Here is an 18,557-nt window from a genome sequence, read left to right on the forward strand (position 1 = left end):
AACTCTTGAACGGTTTACTGTAACATAGACAGAGTGGAAATTGCTTTTTTTAAAAAGGAGAACTTATGGAATTACTATATATCATTCTTGGTTTCGCTGTCGGGATCTTATCCGGTTATTTCGGAATCGGCGGCGGATTCATTTTGACCCCTGTGTTGTTGTTGATGGGCTATGCCCCTGTGGTCGCCATCACGACAAGCCTGTTATACGCAATCGGCTCGTCGATTTCGGGAGTTTGGGCACATTTTAAAATGAATAATGTCGCATGGAAGACAGCAGTTGTGCTGGGCCTAAGCGGAGTTGTTGCAACTCAATTCGCGAAACCATTCGTGCTGTGGCTGGATCGGAAAGGCTATGATGAAACGATCATTCCGATTCTCTATGCGTTGATCATCGGCTATTTCGCGTATTCTCTCCTAAAGAAACCTGATAAGAAAATAACGGTTAAAACGGCAGAATCGGGAATTTTCAAAACAGTGATCATTGGTTTCATCGGTGGATTGATGTCCGCGACTTTAGGCGTAGGCGGAGGATTTGTCATGGTACCGCTCATGATCTCCATCATGGGCTTTGAATCTCGAAAAGCAGTTGGAACAAGTCTTGTCAGTGTGTTGATGATCGTTACGGCAGGATTCATCTCTTATGCAGTCACGATTGACATCAACTATTTGCTTGGATTTTTGTTGGTTGCTGGAGCCTTATTCGGTAGCCAGGTCGGCGCAAAGTTGACCTCATTCTACTCGAACGACCAGATCAAAAAATACTTCGGCCTTCTTTACATCACAACTCTCGTCAGCATTTTGTTCGAGCTGATGAATCTAGACATCGCCGGTATTTCAGCCCTGGGCCTTTACATGATCGTCCTGCTTGGTAAGTTCACTAAGGACTTGATCCAGCGTAGACATGAAAAATCACTATCTTGAGTTATACCAAAAAAGAGCTTGGCGTGGATATGTCAGTCCAGTCCACATCCCAAGCTCTTTTTTATACTATAACCGAGCTCCTTTCAGTCAAAGCACGGTTACTGAATAGACTTTTTAATGTTGTTAATAATCTTCTATTCTTTAAATACGCACACACATCTTTACTGTGTCTCCAGCCATTATGATCAAAGGTAGCAAAAGCAATAATTCCACCTATTAAAACTGCATTCAGGATCGATACTTTACCTTTCTTCAATCCTGGTAATCCCTCCTTATATTTTTCCCACCGTAATCATCAACTTTATTCAATACCCATTATTTTAAATCAGAGAGTTCATATCAATGTTTAATTTTTGACAACTGAGGCCACTTTTGCTTATTGCCATTCCCTGTATATATAGCTCCGGCAAGGAGACAATGATAACAATGATCATTTTTAGGAAGGGACCTCAAATGATGGATCAATTCTTAACAAAGCTGAAAGATAAGTTCAGGAACAGCGATGATTTGTTTCTTCAGGAGGAAGAAATCCTTGATGTTCCCGTTCTACTGATAGGTTTCAAGACGTTGATTGATTTTACAAAAACCAAAATGATCCTTCAAAAGTACATTGATAACGCAATTACCTCCAAAAAAACGATAGGTGAACTATTGAATGAGATAGGTGAAGTAACAGAGAAAGATGTAGAAAGAGCAGTTTCATCGATCATGACAGGCAAATTGCTTATCGTCATCAAAAATCATAAAAAATTCGTAGCCATGGAACCTGTTCCCAAAATGTTGAATCGGGCAATTGAACCGCCTACAAACGAAAATGTGCTACAAGGTCCATTAGCTTCATTCAATGAAGATATCGAAACCAACATTGGCCTGATCAGAAAGCAAATCAATTCAAGCAACATACGGGCGGAATCCTTTTCACTCGGTCCTGAACAGAAAACGAAGCTCTCAATGCTCTATTTTGATGGCCAAGTAGATAAAAAGCTCGTAGAGGAAATCAGGGCATCAATTGAAAAGAATCAAGCCCGAGAAATAAACAACTTGCAAGATTTAGCGAAAGTGTTAGGCTTTTCGGGTTGGTCTATCGTTTCCAGACTTACTACGACCGAGCTTCCTTCAGAAACGGTTCCTTTCTTAAGAAGAGGAAGAGTTGCATTATTTATTGATCGTTATCCATTCGCGCTCATTCTTCCATGTTTTTTATGGGATATGTTTGTGCTGGAAAACGATCGGAATTATCCTATTCCCTTAATGGCTTCAATACGTATGGTACGCATCATCGGCATTCTGGTCACTTTAATTCTACCTGCTTTATATGTCGCCCTTGTAGCCGTCAATCCTGAAGTTTTACGAATAGAGCTCGCGTTGAGCATTGCCCAAAGCCGGGAAGCTATTCCATATCCAGCATTAATCGAGATCTTATTGATGCTCGTGGTATTGGAATTGATCATAGAGGCGACGGTCAGGCTTCCAAGTACCATCGGTCCGACAATCACAATGGTCGGCGGGATCATACTTGGGCAAGCTGTAGTAGAGGCTAAGCTGGTGAGCACCCTGCTGATTATCATACTTGCAGCTACTACAGTTGCCAATTCAACATTGGTAGGGATACAAAATTCCTTAGCAGTACGTTTTTTTAAGTATGTGATGGTCATTTTGGCATCTATCTATGGCGTTTTGGGAATATTGGGAGGCATCGTATTGATCAGTGCGTATCTCGCCAGTATTGAAACATTCGGAATATCATATCTCCACATGAATTATGAAAAGGAAGGAACCAAATATGGATAGGAGTTTTCATGTCGTTCTAATGTATATTCTGATACATTTAGGACTCATATTCTTTTTATACCCGAACGATATCATCAGCAGCTCGGATAAAGGACAATGGATGCCGATCATGATCGGGCTCATTGTTCATTTTGTCTTTGTTTGGATTTATATGAAAGGATTGAGTTTTTTCCCAAATAAGAACATCATCCATATTTATTCAGAAATGGGCAAAGGCTTTGCAACAGTCTTTCTCTTTCCGGTTTTTATTTATTTGCTGTTGGTGAATATCATCGGGGTTCGCGCTTATTCTGAAATCATAACCATCATCTTTTTATCCAATACTCCCTCCTGGGCCATCATCGTATTGTTCCTCTTCATTTCAGCCTATTTAGCTGTTAAAGGAGTGGAAGTGATTTTCCGCACTGGGATCATTTTAGCGCTTTTGTTTTTTCCAATCATCTTGTTCGTATTGATCGCTTCCTTTCAAAACGTTGATTGGCGATATGTATTTCCGCTCATCGATGATGATTTCCATTTTATTACGTCCCCTTCTTATTTGGAAAGTTTTTCTACCTTTATAGGAGGTTTTCTGTTTCTTGGATTTGTAGCACCATATCTTACATATAATCGTAAAAAAGTACTGACTGCAGCAGCGATCCTAATTCCATTTTTCGTTTTGGCTGTTTATATTCCCGTTCTCACTTTTGGTCGTAATACTGCTTCAACGTTTATGTTTCCATATATCTTAACCATCGACTCGACTTATATCAATTGGCTGATGTTCGATCGGGTCACGATGTTCTTCATCTTATGTTTGGTTACGTTTCTCATGCTGCTTGTTTCGCTGTTATTGTGGATGGCTAATCAGATTCTGAATCACTGGATCCCGCACAAACCTGTTTATAGTGTTATTGGATTAGTCATAATCATCTTCATTACGTCATTGATGATCATTGATTGGAAAGCGGTTGAACAACTGTTATGGTTGAATTCTTTTTTACGGTTTTACGTGATATTGACAGTTCCATTATCGATCTATTTTATAGGACGACGAAGGAAGGGACGAGCATGAGAACAAATTGTATCAAAATATTAATCGCTCTATGTGCTGTATTTCTATTAAGCGGATGTTGGGACACCAAAGATATCAATCATCGTTCATTGCCGATCGTAATGGGTGTATCCACGGTAGATGACCAATATAAAATCCACCTCCAGATTCCAGATCCTGATCCGAATACGATACAAGTAAGAATTGTTTCAGAAATGGGGGAGACTGTAAGCAAAGCAGTGGATAAACTTAGTGCCAATATGGAAAGCAGAATTGATCTGCTGCATGTGAAAGTGATTGTGATCGACAAAGAATTGGCGAAAAAAGGGGGCAAAGATCTTATTTCTGGATTCATGAGAGCACGTGAGGTTTCACCAAAAGCTTTGGTCATAGTCAGCGATGAAGAGATTGAGCCGTTCTTTTCTAACTTGAAAAATACGACAGATCCTCAAGGCACCACCCTCTTTGATTTTTTTGATAAAGACGCAGGGTGGAATCCAGAAATTGCGCTCACAAGAGTGTGGCAGGTTTATCGTAGTATTCATTCCTATACGAGGGACGTTGTTGTGCCCATTGTGAAGTCCGGGGAGAGTACAACAATTAAACACCTAGGGTCAGCAGTCATTAAGAATGGCAAGATGGTTGAACGTATCGGGACAGACGAAACGCTGCTTGTTAATACATTCTATGAGGAAAGCACATATGGGAGAATCGAGGTCATGGATGAAGCGACAGTTATGATCGTTGACACTTCGATGGATCATAAAAGTCAGTACATTGATCAAATTCCATATTTGAACAGTCAACTTCATTTGAAGGTTGTCCTCTTAGAGACCAAAGGAAAACCTACTACAAAAGAAATACGGACTTCCCTGGAAACAATGCTTACAAATCGCTTCAATGAGATGTTCACTAAAATACAAGAAAGTGAAGCTGACATTTTAGGGCTTGGCCAATACTTCCGGACCAAAATACCCAGGGAAAAACTGAGAAATTGGCGATCTGAACAATATCCCAATTTAAAGATGGACCTTCAAGTCCATGTGGTTATCCAAAATGAAGGACAACTGAAATTAGGGGCAGATTAATACTCTGTGAAAGTTATTAAGTATTGTTTTGATAATCATTTTTCATTTTGATCGCAATTCGATAAGTTTAGAATATTCGCCAATGAAAACCAAAACTGCTCCTATGACAAGAATACCAGTGCCTAGTGCAATTAAGGTTTGGGTAGCAACACTTTCCATACCGTACCTCCCAATTTTTATATTCTATAAATATGACGATGAATTTTATATGGTGTCCGAATATTGACAGGAGTAATAAAAGGCTTAGTAATTCCATAAAAATAAACAATTATGTATAACAGAGTCTAATAAAAAAGAGGCCTACCCTTATAACGGATAAGCCCCTTGAATAGAACGTAGATACTTTAATCAGATCTGGTTGATCTAAAAAAACTTCCTTGGATTAATGGCATTGGACTTGCTTGAATTCCATTGTCCTTTGTGGATTTCAAAGTGTAAATGCTGTCCAGTTGATCGACCTGTATTCCCCATAATTCCAATACTCTTTCCTTTTTTGACAGAGGCACCATTTCCAACGTGTCGTTCTCTTAAATGAGCATAAACCGTTGTATAGGTTTGTCCATTGAGATAGTGGGCAATAAAGATTACATTTCCGTAACTGCTAGAGTAATAAGATTTAATGACTGTCCCAGATGCAGATGCTACGACAGGAACCGTTCCACCACGAGCAATGTCAATTCCAGGGTGCATTCTTCCCCATCGTTGGCCGAACCCAGATGTAAAATAGCCATCAGATGGTTTGAGGAACATGCCGCCATTAGGAGATGGCGACTGAGACTTCACACTGCTCTTACTACCAGTGTTTGAAGATTTTTTCTTCTTAGTTTCTTTTGCAGTGGTGCTTTTTTCAGCCGCGCGTTTTTCAGCAGCCCTTTTTTCGGCTGCTCGTTTTTCGGCCGCTTGTTTTTCGGCTGCGCGTTTTGCGGCTAAACGCGCCTCCTCTTCTTGACGGCGCTTTTCAGCTTCAAACGCTACTTGCTGTTTGTTGAGTAGATCTGCTTCATCTTCCAAATTACCGAGTTCTTCATGCATATGCTCTTCTTCTTCTTTCAACTCACTTAATAACGCATTTTTACGTTCTACTTTTTGTTTCAAGCTTGCTTTCAAGCTCTCCAATTCTTGCATCTGCTTTTTCAAAACTTCAAGCTTTTCTTCAACCTTCTTCTTAGTCTCTTCAAGTTTCTTTTTGTCAGCTTTATGTGCTTCAAGGATTTCTTTGTCCTGTTCTGCAATTTCATTTAATGCGAATACACGATCAAGGAAATCACCAAAACTTCTTGAGCCGAGTAATACTTCTATGTATTGAACAGAACCGCCATTTTCATACATCGCTGTTACGCGGTCCTTCAGCATTTTATCACGCTCATCGATCCGCTTTACCAATACATCAATTTCAGATTTCAGCTTTTCGATTTCTTCCTTTGTTTTTGAAATTTCTTTTTCTTTGGCATCGATTTTGTTTTCAGCTTCCGACACTTGTTGATCAAGTTTTTTTATTTCTACGTCAAGTAAGTCTTGATTGTGCTTTATTTTTTCAATCTCATCTTTCACCTTATCTTGAGTAGTTTTATTTTCTTCCCGTTTCTCTTTAACTTCATTAATCTTATCCTTCAATGACTCCGCGTGAGCATCTTGTTCCCCTAAATAACTGAATCCACCGAATAACAAACTAGCAGATGTTATGACGGCAATAGTATTTTTTTTCAATTTTTTTATCCCCCAAATACTCAAAGACTATGTAAAGTAAGTTAATAGACTGCTAAATGAAAATCCACCTGTATACTATACTAGAAAATTTTTAACAAAAAAATAGTCTATAAGTCCAGGGGGATTCCAGATTCAGTAATCAATTTTTCCTAAATCGCCATCTTCAAGCACTCTATGGCGGGCTTTATAGTAACTCTCATTTAACGTTAAATTATTGGGAATGGTCTTAGGATACCACACTTTCCATTAAACCTTTTGATTCCCCCTTTTTAGTTCTATCGGCTTGGTCTCCTTCATGTTTAATAGTTGGATGTAGTGGATAAAAGAAAATAGTTAGAGTCCACAAGGAGGGTTCACCATGAAAAAATTTTCTTTCCTACTCTTTGTTGTTTCAGTCATCTTCTTACTGGCTGCTTGCGCTGATTCAACTTCGACTACCTCAGAGAATAAGGAAAAGAAACCTGAAGCCGAACAAAGACATAATACCGCAGAAAAGTCCAAGGATTATGACAAAAAAGACACCGAGCCAGTCAAGCCTTATGAAGCTTTAAAACCTTCTGATGATGCGAAGCACCTGAAAGAAAACCTGTCTGAAGAAGAACTAGAGAAGATGCCAGCGGCAGAAGCATATGGGGACGAGCGTCGTACAAGATCGGTTCCCGTTGGACAAACCCTTGTGAATGGAACAAAAGATGAAAGTAATGGCCCTTTGAAAAACAACCGAATCGTTACCTTTTATGGCCATCCTAACTCTACTAATATGGGGATTCTTGGTGAACTGGAACCTGATGTATTGATGAAAAAATTAAAAGAACAGACAAAGTCTTATTCACATGCTGATCCATCTAAACCAGCTATTCCGGCTATTGAGCTGATTACCACAGTCGCTCAACGCAACCCCGGTCCGGAGGGGAAATACTATCGAATGACACCTGAGGATGATATTGAGGAATATGCAAAGCTTGCCAAAGAAAACAACGCCTTGCTCCTGCTGGATGTGCAGCTCGGTAAGGACTCTGTTATGAATCAAGTCCAGTTGATAGAAAAATGGCTTAATCGCCCTTATGTCCATCTTGCCATCGATACGGAATTCCATGTGGGTGAAGGAGAACTCCTGGGGTGGACCTTGGCCAAGTAGACGGGGCTGAAGTCCAAAAAGCGGTGGAATATCTATCAAAACTCGTGGAGGAAAAGAACTTACCGGATAAATTTGTACTTGTCCACCAATTCACAGATAAAGCCATCACAAACAAAGAGGCAATCAAGCCTACCAAAAATGTGGAAGTGGTGCTTAATTACGATGGATGGGGTCCATCCTCGGCTAAACAGTCACTTTATCGGAAATTTGTCAGTAATGAGAGCTCCCAGTATGGGGGATTTAAAGTCTTTTTCAAAAAAGATGAACCTGTCATGAAACCACTGGACGTCATAAAACTTGACCCGAGTCCAGCGATCATTAATTATCAATAGAAAAAGGGGCCCTGTACTGCCATAACCATGTAGAAATCCGGTCTTTTGATCAGGGTAATCGAGGTCATTTAAGCTTATTGGCTTCTTAAACTCATTTTTTTTGGATCGACCGAAAAAACGCAAGCAAAAACTGCCCACGTTTTTCTATTTGTCTATTAAACTGAAACTTTCATTCCGCTTCACCGGTATCTATAGATTAAAGAGGTTTGGAATCCACAACACCGCATCCTCCCAATACGTAATTACAAATAGGATTAAAATTCCCATGATCAAGAACGGCATTGTCGATTTCACCAACCGTTCGAATTTCACCTCTGCAATCGAAGATACGATGAACAACCCTGTACCTACCGGCGGCGTCAACAAGCCGATCGTCAGATTGATACAGATGATCACCCCGAAATGGATCGGATCGATCTGAAAAGCGGTCAGAAGCGGCATGAGAACCGGTACGAGTATAATCAGTGCTGCGATCCCGTCCAACACTGCCCCTAACAACAATAAGAAAAGGTTGATGAGGAGCAGAAACACGATTGGGCTGTCAGACAGCGTCAGCATTGAATTCAGAAGCAGCTGCGGTATCTGCTCGAACGCGATCATCCAGCCGAAGATGTTTGCCATCGCAATCAAAAACGTAACCGTAGCCGTACTGATGACAGTGCTCAAAAAGATCTTCGGAAGTTTCCTTATTTTCAGCTCTTTATAGAAAAATGCACCGACAAGATAAGCGATCAAACAAGCAATCGCTGCTGATTCTGTTGCTGTGAATGCTCCGCTCAAGATACCGAATATGATGATGAATGGAACGAGCAAAGCCGGCAGTACATTCAACGTACTCTCTAAAATATCTGCCCCGGATGCCCTTTCATGTTTCGGAAAGTTATATTTATAACCTATAAACGCGATCAATGAAATGAACCCGATTCCGTACAAAAAGCCTGGTATGATTCCAGCCATGAACAATCCACCGATCGATGTACCGGATAATGTACCATAAATAATGAAAATCATGCTCGGCGGAATGATCGGCGCAACGATTGAAGAAGCCAACGTGAGGGCTGATGAAAACTCTCTCTTATAGCCCTCCTGCTCCATTTCAGGGACCATGACCTTACTCATCATCGCTGCCTGTGCATTGGCAGACCCCAGTATTGAAGCTAAAAACATGTTCGCAATGACAGTCACGTAAGCCAATCCGCCACGGACATGACCAAACAGCACCTTAGCAAACCGAACCAGACGAGTCGTTATTCCGCCGCCATTCATCAGCTCACCTGCAAGCATGAACAATGGAATCGCTAGTAACCCGAAATTATCCAGTCCGGAAAAAAGCCGCATCGGTGTCGATTCCAACAGCATTGTGTTCCCAACAGTAAAAAAATACAGAATCGTGGTCATGCCAAGGACGAGTGAGACCGGAATCCCCATGAATAAAAACACGAAGAACATCAAGATAACCAGAACCGTCATTATGCAACATCCTCTCTGATGACTTCAAGCAAATTCGCAATCAGATGGATAGACGCAAACGTCAGCCCCAAAGGAACAGCTAAATAAGGGATCCACATCGGCAATAAAAGTGACGTTGATTTTTGGAAAGCGACACTCGGTGACAGAATCCATTGATAGCTATAATAAAGGATCAGTAACAGGAACACGAGCATAAAAATATGCCCGATCACAAGCACTACCTTTTTCACCTTAGGAGGCAGATACTCGATGATGATCGAAACAGCGGCCTGGGACCTATATTTAAGCCCCAGGCTGCCACCAATGAAACTTACCCAGATCAATAAAAAGATAGAGACTTCACCAGCCCATGACAAAGGTGAATTGAATACATATCGGAATGCGACAGCCAACGTAACGATCACTGCCATCGAAAACATCAGAACAATGGATATATATTTTTCAATGGTGGAGATGCCATTGCTCAAAGCTTTCATTTGTGAACCCCCCTTTAGATTACTTAGTCACGGAATGCATCGATGAATTCTTGAATGAGAGGGTCTTGTTTTCCGTACTTCTCATCAAATTTTTGCTTATACGGATCGAAAAGTGAAGGATCTATCTCATAAATGTCCATACCTTCATCCTTAAGTGTCTTTTTGAATTCCTCTTCCTGATCCGCTCTTGTCATTGCTGAGAACTCAGCAGCTGCAGCAATCGCCTCGCGGATGATTTTCTGGTCAGCTTCTGGCATTCCCTCAAACGTCTTTTTGTTCACGATTGCTACTGCAGGCCAGACCATGTGATTCGTCACCGCACCATAATTGACGACTTCGAAATATTTGTTCGTGATCGTCGCATCCAAATCCATGTCCATTCCATCAATGACACCGGTCTGTACAGCTGAATAAACCTCAGGTAACGGCAGTCCTTCTGTCGATGCGCCAGTGGATGTATAGAAATCTTGCATCGGCGGACTCGGTGTTACACGCAGTTTAAGGCCCTTCATGTCCTCAGGCTTTTCTACTTTTTTATCTTTGAACAACATGACACGTTGGCCAGCAAAGAAGTAATCCAGCCCGACCATGCCTTGCTCATCTAATGTACCGAGGATTTTTTTTGCGATTTCGCTGTCACGTGCCTCATTTGCTTCATGAAGGTCTTTGAAAGCATACGGTGTGAACCAGGCTGCGAAGGATGGAGAACGGGAGCTCATATAAGCTGCCGTGATGAATCCGAAATCAACTGAACCAGCGGAAATTTGCTCGACCATATCTGCTTCTGTTCCAAGCTGGCTGGATGGATAGATTTCAAGCTGCATCCGGCCATCCGAACGCTTGTCCAGTTCTTCTGCAAATTTTTCCGCTGCTTTATGCCACATGTGATCAGGGGGTGTAATATGCGCCAATTTGAATTGGTAGGTTTCCTTTGAAGCGCCATCAGCCGATTCAGCGGTCCCATCATTCCCCTTACATGCAGCCGTGAAAATGAGCAATAGTGCCATTGCAAAAAACGAGAGACCTTTCACAAACTTCCTCATTTCATACCCCTCCATTTTTAAAAATTCCAAGTCGATATGAGCCAAACTTATGTATATCTCAGGAGCAGTACAATCAATATCATCTGTTTTCCAATTTCTCCTCAGCTTTTGTTACCCCGCCAGCTGCCCAATTTTCTTCCGCGATTTCATACAACAGCACCCGGATCCGGTCATGATCCGCTCCGGTACTCCGGTAGATCGCTTCTGTCACTTCTTTTATCAGGGACCGTTTTTGTTCTTTGCTACGCCCTTCCAGTATGTGAATTTGTGCGATCGGCATTCAAGTTCCTCCCTACCCCTCGACACGGAGGTTCAAGGATCCTAATTGATCGTAGCGTACTTCGATCTGGTCGCCATCGCTGACATCCACAGCCTCTGTAAAACCTCCGACAAGGACGACCATTCCAGGTTGAATCGTCTTCCCTTCCCGACTGAGCATTTTCGCAAGCATCGCTACAGACCTTACCGGATGTCCGAGAACAGCTGCACCGGTACCTGAATGGACCAATTCACCATTTCGAAACATTGCTACGCCCATCTCATCCCATGCGGTGTGGTATGGTGAAAAAGCCTGGTCACCAAGAATGAACTTCGTGGATGAAGCATTATCAGCTATGACATCGACAAGGGTGAAAGAAAAGTTTTTATAGCGGCTATCGATCACTTCAATCGCCGGAAAGATACATTCGGTCGCCATCCACACGTCACGTGGGGTAACATCCTCTCCACCAAGTTCTTTTTTCAATACGAAAGCGATTTCCGGTTCGACACGCGGATGGATCAAGTTCTTAATCTGAAGCACAGGCTCTGTCAATTCCATCGATCGCGTCAATCTACCGTATATCGGTTCATCGACTCCGACAGAGACTTGCTTCGCTTTGCTCGTCAGCCCCATCTTCCAGCCGACCATCCGATCCCCGCGTTCCTCCTTGTAATCGATGCACATCTTCTGGATTTCATATGCCTCCTCCACAGTGAGTGAAGGATGCTCAATCGTCACTTTTTCCATGTCTTGACCGGCAGTCTGATGAGATTCGATCTTTTCAGCCAGATGCTTCAAATCAACTTGTTTCACTTCCATTGGTATTCCTCCCTATCCTACAGGTTCTCGTTTCTTTGATAGTTCACTCGCTACATCAATGATCATGTCCTCTTGGCCACCGATGACGCGGCGGTTCCCAAGTTCGACAAGTATGTCGCGAGCATCGATCCCGAACCTTTCTGCTGCCCGGTTCGCGTGCAAGAGGAAACTCGAGTAAACACCAGCGTATCCAAGCACAAGGCTTCCTTTCGTAATTTCCTGAGGTTTCGGCAATATCGGGGCCACCGTCTCTTCTGCAAGGTCCATCATCTTATAGATGTCAATCCCGGTCTCTATACCGAGTCGATCGAGAACGGATACGAGCACTTCCGTCTGTGTGTTCCCGGCACCAGCCCCGAGGCATCGCACACTTCCATCGATCCATGTGGCACCTTCTTCAATTGCAACGATGGAATTGGCCATCGCAAGCGAAAGGTTGTTATGCCCATGGAACCCGATGTTGATCGACAACTGATCTTTCAACGCCCGGATCCGTTCTTTGACCTGGTGGGGAAGCAGCGCCCCTGCCGAATCGACGACATAGACGGTATCCGCCCCATAGCTTTCCATCAGTTTGGCTTGCGCGACGAGTTTTTCGGCCGGAACCATATGCGCCATCATCAAAAAGCCTATCGTCTCCAGCCCGAGCTCCTTTGCCTGATTGATATGCTGGCGTGATACATCCGCTTCGGTCACGTGGGTCGCCACCCGTACCATACGTGCTCCTAAGTTGGCTGTTTCTTTCAGTTCTGTTACGGTTCCGATCCCTGGTAAAAGCAGCACCCCGACCTTCGCCTGTTTGCAAACAGAAACGGCCGCCTCAATCAATTCCATCTCATCCGTAGCAGACCGCCCATATTGTAACGACGAACCACCGATTCCATCTCCGTGCGAGACTTCGATGTAAGGAACATTTGCGTCATCTAGTTTCCGGGCTACCGCTGTCACTTGAGCGACGGTAAACTGATGGCCGATCGCATGGCTTCCATCCCTGAGGGCAACTTCTACTACCGTTACATCCCGTTTAATCATAAAACTTCTCCTTCCTCACGCATTCTGAACCAGTCGATTTTTCGCCAATTCTTCAGCTACCTTCACAGCTGAAGCGGTCATGATATCGAGATTTCCAGAGTAGTTGGGGAGATAATCCCCTGTTCCTTCGACTTCAAGGAAAACCGTCACTTGATTGCCTTCGAAAATCGGCTCTGACCGAACGCTGTAACCAGGCACATACTCCTGGACGGCTTTGACCATGTTCATAATCGAAGAAGTGATTTTCTCTTGATCACACTGGCCTTCCTTGACGAGGCAATAAACCGTGTTCCGCATGATGATCGGAGGTTCAGCAGGGTTCAGGATAATGATCGCCTTTCCTTCGTCCGCGCCACCGATCTCCTCAATGCCCTTCGCAGTCGTAATCGTGAATTCATCGATATTCGCTCTCGTCCCAGGCCCAGCGCTTTTGCTGGCGATCGTTGCGACAATCTCTGCATACTCCACATTACTCACCTGGTTGACTGCATGGACAATCGGGATCGTCGCCTGTCCCCCGCACGTGATCATATTGACATCAGGAGCATTGAGATGGACACCCAGGTTTACCGGTGGTACGACAAACGGACCGACGGCCGCAGGAGTCAAGTCGAGAACCTGCTTTCCAATCGAATTTAATAGTTCCGAGTGGTGTTGATGTGCCTTAGCAGAGGTTGCATCGAAGAGAATGTCCGCAAGTTCAGGCTTTTCCATGAATCCATCAATGCCGTTCTCGATCACTTCATAGCCGAATTGCCGTGCCATCCGCATTCCATCTGAATTTGCATCGATTCCAATCATCGTCGTCATTTCAAGGGTCTTTGAGCGGCGGAGTTTCAACATCAGGTCCGTGCCAATGTTCCCTGAGCCGATGATCCCTACTTTTACCTTGGACATATCATCACTTCCTTTCGTTAGTTCAGTCCTTACCGCTAGCTTTTTTTACTCCCTAAACCGAACCGAGACTTCCCCTAATGCGTGAAATGTCGCTCGGAATGTATCGCCGGGCTTTGCATCCACTGCTGCTGATAAAGCTCCTGACAAAATGACCTCTCCAGCATTAAGCGAAACGCCGTAATCTGAAAGCTTATTCGCAAGCCAGGCGACACAATTCGCTGGATTTTCGAGAACTGCCGTACCTGTTCCCGAATTGATGTGTTCTTCATTTTTATACAGATCCATCTTGATGGCCGGCAGATCGACAGCCCGGATCGGCACCTTATTTTCACCTATAACATACAGGCCGGATGATGCGTTATCCGCGATCGTATCCGGTAGTTTGATTTTCCAGTTAGCTACACGGCTATCGACGATTTCAAGGGCTGGTACGACATAAGCCGTCGCTTCATATACCTCGGAAGCTGTTACATTCGGTCCATGCAGATCCTTTCTTAAAACGAATGCGATTTCTGCTTCCACTTTCGGTTGGAGTACAAGATCAGCCGGAATCTCTCCACCATTGTTGATCTCCATATTGTCTAGAAGATGCCCGTAATCCGGTTCGCCGACCCCTAAAAGTTCTTGCATCGCTTTTGAAGTAAGGCCGATTTTTTTCCCGACGACCCGTTGTCCAGATTCTGTTTTCCGTTTAATTGTGGAAAGCTGGACTTGGTACGCTTCAGCTATACTCAAATCAGGGTAAACCTCGGTAAGCGGTTGTACTCCTCTACGATTTTGTTCTGCAGTCACTAAATGTTTGGAAAGCTCCTTCACTCTCTCAGTCATCAATATGCCTCCTGGTTTTTTTCATCTCTGTTTATAGTTTTATCGTGATGTTGGATAGTTCACTGTAAAAGTCAAAGCTGTGTATACCGCCTTCACGTCCGATGCCGCTTTGTTTCATACCTCCGAACGGAGTCCGCAGATCCCGCAGATACCACGTATTCACCCAGATGATTCCCGCCTCGATCTGATGTGCGACACGGTGGGCACGTCGAAGATCATTCGTCCAGATTGTCGTCCCTAACCCGTAATGGGTATCATTCGCCTGTTCTATGACTTCCTCTTCGGTATCGAATGGCAGGACAGTGACGACAGGACCAAAAATCTCTTCTCTTACACATCGAGCATGAGGTCCTAGCCCGGTAATGATCGTCGGCAAAATGTAAAATCCTTTGTCTATTCCCTCAGGTCGAGTTCCTCCAGTAAGGATATCCCCGCCTTCTTCTCTCGCAAGCTCTATGTAGCTATTAACCCGGGTGTAATGCTCCTTACTGATGACAGCACCGACCTTCGTATCCTCCTCAAATGGATCGCCGACTTTAAGCTTTTTTGTTTCAGCGACGAATTTATCGAGGAATACCTCATAAACTGCGCACTCGACATAAATCCTTGACCCGCAAAGACAGACTTCCCCCTGATTCATGAAACTTGACTTCAGTGTCGTTTCAATCACTTCATCCAAGTCGGAATCTGCGAAGATGATGTTCGGGTTCTTCCCGCCTAGCTCATAAGACAATTTTTTCAATGTAGGTGCAGCAGCTTTCATGATCGCAGAGCCTGTCTTCGTTTCTCCGGTAAAGGTGACGGCATCGACATCCGGGTGTTCTGTAATCGCAGAACCGGCTGAATCTGGCCCGAAACCATGAACAAGATTGATGACGCCATCTGGAACACCTGCCTCCTTACAGATTTCAGCAAGGACCGTCGCTGTCATCGGAGTCCATTCTGCTGGTTTCATAACCGCAGTATTTCCTGCTGCCAGGCAAGGTGCCAGCTTCCACGTCAATAACAGCAATGGTAGATTCCATGGATTGATCATCCCTACGACTCCGAGCGGTCTTCGGATTGAATAATGGATAGCGGTCTGGTCCTGCTGATAGGCCTCTGTACCCATTGAAGTAAGGTAATCCGCGAAAAAGTGGAAGTTATAGGCTGCCCGAGTAATATCAATTTCAAGCGCCATTTGATACGGTTTTCCAGTATCCATCGCCTCTAATGCCGCCAACTCTTCGACTCTCTCAAGGATCAAGTCGCCGATTCGCCGCAAAATCCCTGACCGTTCTCTTATAGAGAGGTCTTTCCATGGACCTTTCAAGGCATTCTTAGCGGCAGCGACGGCAAGGTCGACTTCTTCTTTTCCTCCTTCCGCTACCTGCCCCATGACTTCTTCGGTTGCCGGATTGATATTATCAAAGGTTTTCAGATTGATAGAATCCACATATTTGCCATCGATGAAGTGGCGACAGTTGATCGGTTGGACTTTTTGCAGGATCTTCTCTTTCACTTTCATTTCCTCAACCTCCTATCCTGTTGGGTTTATTTTTGGCTTTGTTATTCCTAATTATTTATTTATACGAAATTTACTCCCTTTCCGCGGGCGATCCGCAGGAGTGTCGCTATTTAGGTTGAAGTCATTTTTTAAAGGGAATTGGTGACACGACGGCCACCATTTTAGCTGTAAAAATCCGGCCAGCCATCCTCTTTTGATCACCGATCACTGGGCTGGTTCAATCCTCCACTTCAACGATCATCTCGATTTCGACTGAAGTGTTGTTCGGCAACTGAGCCATACCCAATGCAGAGCGGGCGTGCCTACCTCGTTCTCCGAACACCTTAACGAGAAGATCGGATGCACCGTTGATAACTTTCGGATGATCGGTGAAATCCTCCGTGGAATTCACAAACCCTAACAATTTGACGATCCGTTTCACTTTGTTAAGGTTTCCCAGCTCATATTTGATGACGCTAAGAAGATTCAGCATCGATTGCTGGGCCGCGTCATAACCTTCCTCCAACGTCAGCTCCTTTCCGAGCTTTCCATGGAATTCATCAACGCCTTGTCCGGCAGTGAAAATCAGATTCCCGACACGGACATGACTTACATAGTTCCCTGCAGCTGGCCGGACTTGTTTAAGTTGAAATCCTAGACTTTGCAGCTTCTCCTCTGGTGTCATGACTTTCTGCTCCATTTGCCCGCCCCTTTTCTTTTACATTTAAAAATCGTAATGCATTTTCACCAAGAATCATTTCCTTTTGTACTTCTGTCAGATCGGTCGCTTGATCAATTACTTTTCCAGGCGGGATTTCCCTTAACAAGAATGGATAATCCGAGCCCATCAAGACACGTTCATGACCAAAACGATCGATGAGATATTTTACATTCAAAGGATCATAATTTAATGAATCGAAATAAAAATTCTTCACATAATGGCTCGGTGGATTCGTCGTCAAACGCAGGTGCGGCCATACTTTCCATCCTTGGTCCAACCTTGGCAAGATATACGGGAATGATCCTCCACCATGCGCAAAACAAATCTTCAGCCCTGGGAACTTTTCGATCACGCCACTCCAGACAAGGCTTGCAGCAGCAAGGGCTGTCTCACTCGGCATCCCGACTGTGTACATGAAATTATGCCGCGGTGTACGATCCTTCGCGAGCGTCTCCCACGGGTGGATGAACAATGGAACATTCCATTCCTCTGCCATTCGGAAGAACTCAAGGAATTCTGGAGCATCTAGGTTTTCCCCATTCACGTTCGTCCCGATTTCGATTCCATATAAATTCAAATCCGTCATACAACGCTCCATTTCCTTGATGGCTGCTGCACAGTCCTGCATCGGAACCGTCCCCAGGCCGATGAAACGATCCGGTCTTTCTTTTACCGTTTCTGAAATGAAATCGTTCTGGATCCGTGCCATATCAAGTGCTGCCTCAACCGGTGCCCAATAGGAAAATGTCACCGGAATCGGGGAGAGCACCTGAATGTCGACCCCTTCCCGATCCATGTCCTGAATACGCTTTTCGGCGCTCCACACCTGGTCGGTCACTTCACGGAACATCTTTTCTCCCACCATGATGTTCGCTCCACAAGCACAAGTCTGATGAAGGATCGGCCAACGTTCTTGACCGTATTTTTCAGTAAAATCAGGCAGGTCATGCGGGATGATATGTGTATGGAAATCTACTCTCATTTCCACTCATCTGCTTCTTCAGGCATCATATAGCCGCAATTGTCACACTGCCTCAATTCAGGACTGCTGTTGAACTGTTCAATCGCACCTTTCACTTGAGTTTCGATATTCGTCAACTGGACCGTTACCCGGTGCATCTCATGGTCGCATTTATCGCAGAACCAGACAAAGTCTTCTAGTTCTCCTTCTCCTCGTTTCCGTTCAAGGACGATTCCGTAAGAGTTTGCTGTCCGGTGTGGTGAATGAGGAACCATCGCCGGGAGCATGAATATATCTCCCTCACCGACCGTTACCACTTCACGTTCTCCTTTACCGTTGATACATTCCACATAACAGTTTCCTTTCACCTGATAAAAGAACTCATCAGACGGATCAACATGGAAATCCCGGCGTTTGTTCGGCCCGCCGATCAACATCGCGATGAACTCAGAATCCTCCCAAAGGACTTTGTTATTGACTGGAGGCTTCAAAAGGTCCTTATTATCCTCAATGATTTTCATAAGATTTCCCACTCTATCATTCAACATGC

At 44.1% G+C, this 18,557-nt stretch carries 20 protein-coding genes; 6 read left to right on the forward strand and 14 right to left on the reverse strand.

Translation table 11 applies throughout. The annotated features are described in order from the left end of the window. Positions 1–65 precede the first annotated feature (65 nt). Positions 66–923 carry a sulfite exporter TauE/SafE family protein gene (locus tag ACJROX_RS24255; protein ID WP_408007782.1) on the forward strand — a complete coding sequence of 286 codons (858 nt, stop codon included), beginning with the start codon at positions 66–68 and terminating at the stop codon, positions 921–923. Between the two features lie 61 nt (positions 924–984). On the opposite strand, the gene ACJROX_RS24260 is transcribed toward ACJROX_RS24255, so the two are convergent. Then, positions 985–1,179 carry a hypothetical protein gene (locus ACJROX_RS24260; protein ID WP_408007783.1) on the reverse strand — a complete coding sequence of 65 codons (195 nt, stop codon included), beginning with the start codon at positions 1,177–1,179 and terminating at the stop codon, positions 985–987. A 197-nt stretch (positions 1,180–1,376) separates the two neighbouring features. Here ACJROX_RS24260 and ACJROX_RS24265 point away from each other — a divergent pair, with 197 nt between their 5' ends. The 3 genes from ACJROX_RS24265 to ACJROX_RS24275 are packed head-to-tail and all read left to right on the forward strand — an operon-like array spanning position 1,377 to position 4,835. Next, positions 1,377–2,714 (forward strand): spore germination protein, encoded by a 1,338-nt coding sequence (locus tag ACJROX_RS24265; RefSeq protein ID WP_408007784.1) that lies wholly within the window; start codon positions 1,377–1,379, stop codon positions 2,712–2,714. Next, the gene (locus tag ACJROX_RS24270; RefSeq protein ID WP_408007785.1) at positions 2,707–3,768 is read left to right on the forward strand and encodes a GerAB/ArcD/ProY family transporter; all 1,062 of its coding nucleotides are present in this window, start codon (positions 2,707–2,709) and stop codon (positions 3,766–3,768) included. Before ACJROX_RS24265 ends, ACJROX_RS24270 begins: the two co-directional genes overlap by 8 nt. Then, positions 3,765–4,835, forward strand: coding sequence for a Ger(x)C family spore germination protein (locus ACJROX_RS24275; protein WP_408007786.1), 1,071 nt, complete (start codon positions 3,765–3,767; stop codon positions 4,833–4,835). The genes ACJROX_RS24270 and ACJROX_RS24275 overlap by 4 nt, the downstream gene beginning before the upstream one ends. 363 nt (positions 4,836–5,198) lie before the next feature. Here ACJROX_RS24275 and ACJROX_RS24280 read toward each other — a convergent pair whose 3' ends face one another. Continuing rightward, positions 5,199–6,542: a murein hydrolase activator EnvC family protein gene (locus ACJROX_RS24280; protein ID WP_408007787.1), complete on the reverse strand. Its 1,344-nt coding sequence runs from the start codon at positions 6,540–6,542 to the stop codon at positions 5,199–5,201. A gap of 358 nt (positions 6,543–6,900) precedes the next feature. Here ACJROX_RS24280 and ACJROX_RS24285 point away from each other — a divergent pair, with 358 nt between their 5' ends. Continuing rightward, positions 6,901–7,680, forward strand: a complete 780-nt coding sequence (locus tag ACJROX_RS24285) for a hypothetical protein (RefSeq protein ID WP_408007788.1) — start codon at positions 6,901–6,903, stop codon at positions 7,678–7,680. Then, positions 7,662–8,012 carry a hypothetical protein gene (locus tag ACJROX_RS24290; RefSeq protein ID WP_408007789.1) on the forward strand — a complete coding sequence of 117 codons (351 nt, stop codon included), beginning with the start codon at positions 7,662–7,664 and terminating at the stop codon, positions 8,010–8,012. The genes ACJROX_RS24285 and ACJROX_RS24290 overlap by 19 nt, the downstream gene beginning before the upstream one ends. 189 nt (positions 8,013–8,201) lie before the next feature. Here ACJROX_RS24290 and ACJROX_RS24295 read toward each other — a convergent pair whose 3' ends face one another. From ACJROX_RS24295 to ACJROX_RS24350, 12 genes are all read right to left on the reverse strand, one after another. Further along, positions 8,202–9,482: a TRAP transporter large permease gene (locus ACJROX_RS24295; RefSeq protein WP_408007791.1), complete on the reverse strand. Its 1,281-nt coding sequence runs from the start codon at positions 9,480–9,482 to the stop codon at positions 8,202–8,204. Beyond that, the gene (locus ACJROX_RS24300) at positions 9,482–9,958 is read right to left on the reverse strand and encodes a TRAP transporter small permease (protein ID WP_408007792.1); all 477 of its coding nucleotides are present in this window, start codon (positions 9,956–9,958) and stop codon (positions 9,482–9,484) included. The genes ACJROX_RS24295 and ACJROX_RS24300 overlap by 1 nt, the downstream gene beginning before the upstream one ends. Before the next feature lie 23 nt (positions 9,959–9,981). Beyond that, the gene (locus ACJROX_RS24305) at positions 9,982–11,001 is read right to left on the reverse strand and encodes a TRAP transporter substrate-binding protein (protein WP_408007793.1); all 1,020 of its coding nucleotides are present in this window, start codon (positions 10,999–11,001) and stop codon (positions 9,982–9,984) included. 79 nt (positions 11,002–11,080) lie between these two features. After that, a complete protein-coding gene (locus ACJROX_RS24310; RefSeq protein ID WP_408007794.1) occupies positions 11,081–11,281 on the reverse strand; it encodes a 2-hydroxymuconate tautomerase in 201 nt (66 codons plus the stop codon). Positions 11,282–11,293: 12 nt separating this feature from the next. Continuing rightward, a complete protein-coding gene (locus ACJROX_RS24315) occupies positions 11,294–12,082 on the reverse strand; it encodes a 2-keto-4-pentenoate hydratase (RefSeq protein ID WP_408007795.1) in 789 nt (262 codons plus the stop codon). Between the two features lie 12 nt (positions 12,083–12,094). Next, positions 12,095–13,114 carry a 4-hydroxy-2-oxovalerate aldolase gene (gene dmpG / locus ACJROX_RS24320; protein WP_408007796.1) on the reverse strand — a complete coding sequence of 340 codons (1,020 nt, stop codon included), beginning with the start codon at positions 13,112–13,114 and terminating at the stop codon, positions 12,095–12,097. A gap of 15 nt (positions 13,115–13,129) precedes the next feature. Continuing rightward, complete coding sequence (locus ACJROX_RS24325) at positions 13,130–14,011, reverse strand: acetaldehyde dehydrogenase (acetylating) (protein WP_408007797.1); 882 nt, start codon at positions 14,009–14,011, stop codon at positions 13,130–13,132. 45 nt (positions 14,012–14,056) lie between these two features. After that, the gene (locus ACJROX_RS24330; protein ID WP_408007798.1) at positions 14,057–14,839 is read right to left on the reverse strand and encodes a 2-keto-4-pentenoate hydratase; all 783 of its coding nucleotides are present in this window, start codon (positions 14,837–14,839) and stop codon (positions 14,057–14,059) included. Positions 14,840–14,870: 31 nt separating this feature from the next. Then, entirely contained in the window at positions 14,871–16,346 is a 1,476-nt protein-coding gene (locus tag ACJROX_RS24335; RefSeq protein WP_408007799.1) for an aldehyde dehydrogenase, read from the reverse strand. A gap of 217 nt (positions 16,347–16,563) precedes the next feature. Then, positions 16,564–17,025, reverse strand: a complete 462-nt coding sequence (locus ACJROX_RS24340) for a RidA family protein (protein ID WP_408007800.1) — start codon at positions 17,023–17,025, stop codon at positions 16,564–16,566. Beyond that, entirely contained in the window at positions 16,967–18,028 is a 1,062-nt protein-coding gene (locus tag ACJROX_RS24345; RefSeq protein ID WP_408007801.1) for an amidohydrolase family protein, read from the reverse strand. The genes ACJROX_RS24340 and ACJROX_RS24345 overlap by 59 nt, the downstream gene beginning before the upstream one ends. After that, entirely contained in the window at positions 18,025–18,555 is a 531-nt protein-coding gene (locus ACJROX_RS24350; RefSeq protein WP_408011760.1) for a 3-hydroxyanthranilate 3,4-dioxygenase, read from the reverse strand. The genes ACJROX_RS24345 and ACJROX_RS24350 overlap by 4 nt, the downstream gene beginning before the upstream one ends. Positions 18,556–18,557: the final 2 nt, after the last annotated feature.

The sequence above is a fragment of the Pseudalkalibacillus sp. A8 genome (assembly GCF_045920555.1).
Lineage (GTDB): Bacteria > Bacillota > Bacilli > Bacillales > Fictibacillaceae > Pseudalkalibacillus.

What these genes read in the sequence shown, in the direction of transcription:
- ACJROX_RS24255 (WP_408007782.1), top strand. Translation starts at nt 66, where the DNA reads ATGGAATTACTATATATCATTCTTGGTTTCGCTGTCGGGATCTTATCC.
- ACJROX_RS24265 (WP_408007784.1), top strand. Translation starts at nt 1,377, where the DNA reads ATGATGGATCAATTCTTAACAAAGCTGAAAGATAAGTTCAGGAACAGC.
- ACJROX_RS24270 (WP_408007785.1), top strand. Translation starts at nt 2,707, where the DNA reads ATGGATAGGAGTTTTCATGTCGTTCTAATGTATATTCTGATACATTTA.
- ACJROX_RS24275 (WP_408007786.1), top strand. Translation starts at nt 3,765, where the DNA reads ATGAGAACAAATTGTATCAAAATATTAATCGCTCTATGTGCTGTATTT.
- ACJROX_RS24285 (WP_408007788.1), top strand. Translation starts at nt 6,901, where the DNA reads ATGAAAAAATTTTCTTTCCTACTCTTTGTTGTTTCAGTCATCTTCTTA.
- ACJROX_RS24295 (WP_408007791.1), bottom strand. Translation starts at nt 9,482, where the DNA reads ATGACGGTTCTGGTTATCTTGATGTTCTTCGTGTTTTTATTCATGGGG.
- ACJROX_RS24300 (WP_408007792.1), bottom strand. Translation starts at nt 9,958, where the DNA reads ATGAAAGCTTTGAGCAATGGCATCTCCACCATTGAAAAATATATATCC.
- ACJROX_RS24305 (WP_408007793.1), bottom strand. Translation starts at nt 11,001, where the DNA reads ATGAGGAAGTTTGTGAAAGGTCTCTCGTTTTTTGCAATGGCACTATTG.
- ACJROX_RS24310 (WP_408007794.1), bottom strand. Translation starts at nt 11,281, where the DNA reads ATGCCGATCGCACAAATTCACATACTGGAAGGGCGTAGCAAAGAACAA.
- ACJROX_RS24315 (WP_408007795.1), bottom strand. Translation starts at nt 12,082, where the DNA reads ATGGAAGTGAAACAAGTTGATTTGAAGCATCTGGCTGAAAAGATCGAA.
- dmpG (WP_408007796.1), bottom strand. Translation starts at nt 13,114, where the DNA reads ATGATTAAACGGGATGTAACGGTAGTAGAAGTTGCCCTCAGGGATGGA.
- ACJROX_RS24325 (WP_408007797.1), bottom strand. Translation starts at nt 14,011, where the DNA reads ATGTCCAAGGTAAAAGTAGGGATCATCGGCTCAGGGAACATTGGCACG.
- ACJROX_RS24330 (WP_408007798.1), bottom strand. Translation starts at nt 14,839, where the DNA reads ATGACTGAGAGAGTGAAGGAGCTTTCCAAACATTTAGTGACTGCAGAA.
- ACJROX_RS24335 (WP_408007799.1), bottom strand. Translation starts at nt 16,346, where the DNA reads ATGAAAGTGAAAGAGAAGATCCTGCAAAAAGTCCAACCGATCAACTGT.
- ACJROX_RS24340 (WP_408007800.1), bottom strand. Translation starts at nt 17,025, where the DNA reads ATGGAGCAGAAAGTCATGACACCAGAGGAGAAGCTGCAAAGTCTAGGA.
- ACJROX_RS24345 (WP_408007801.1), bottom strand. Translation starts at nt 18,028, where the DNA reads ATGAGAGTAGATTTCCATACACATATCATCCCGCATGACCTGCCTGAT.
- ACJROX_RS24350 (WP_408011760.1), bottom strand. Translation starts at nt 18,555, where the DNA reads ATGTTGAATGATAGAGTGGGAAATCTTATGAAAATCATTGAGGATAAT.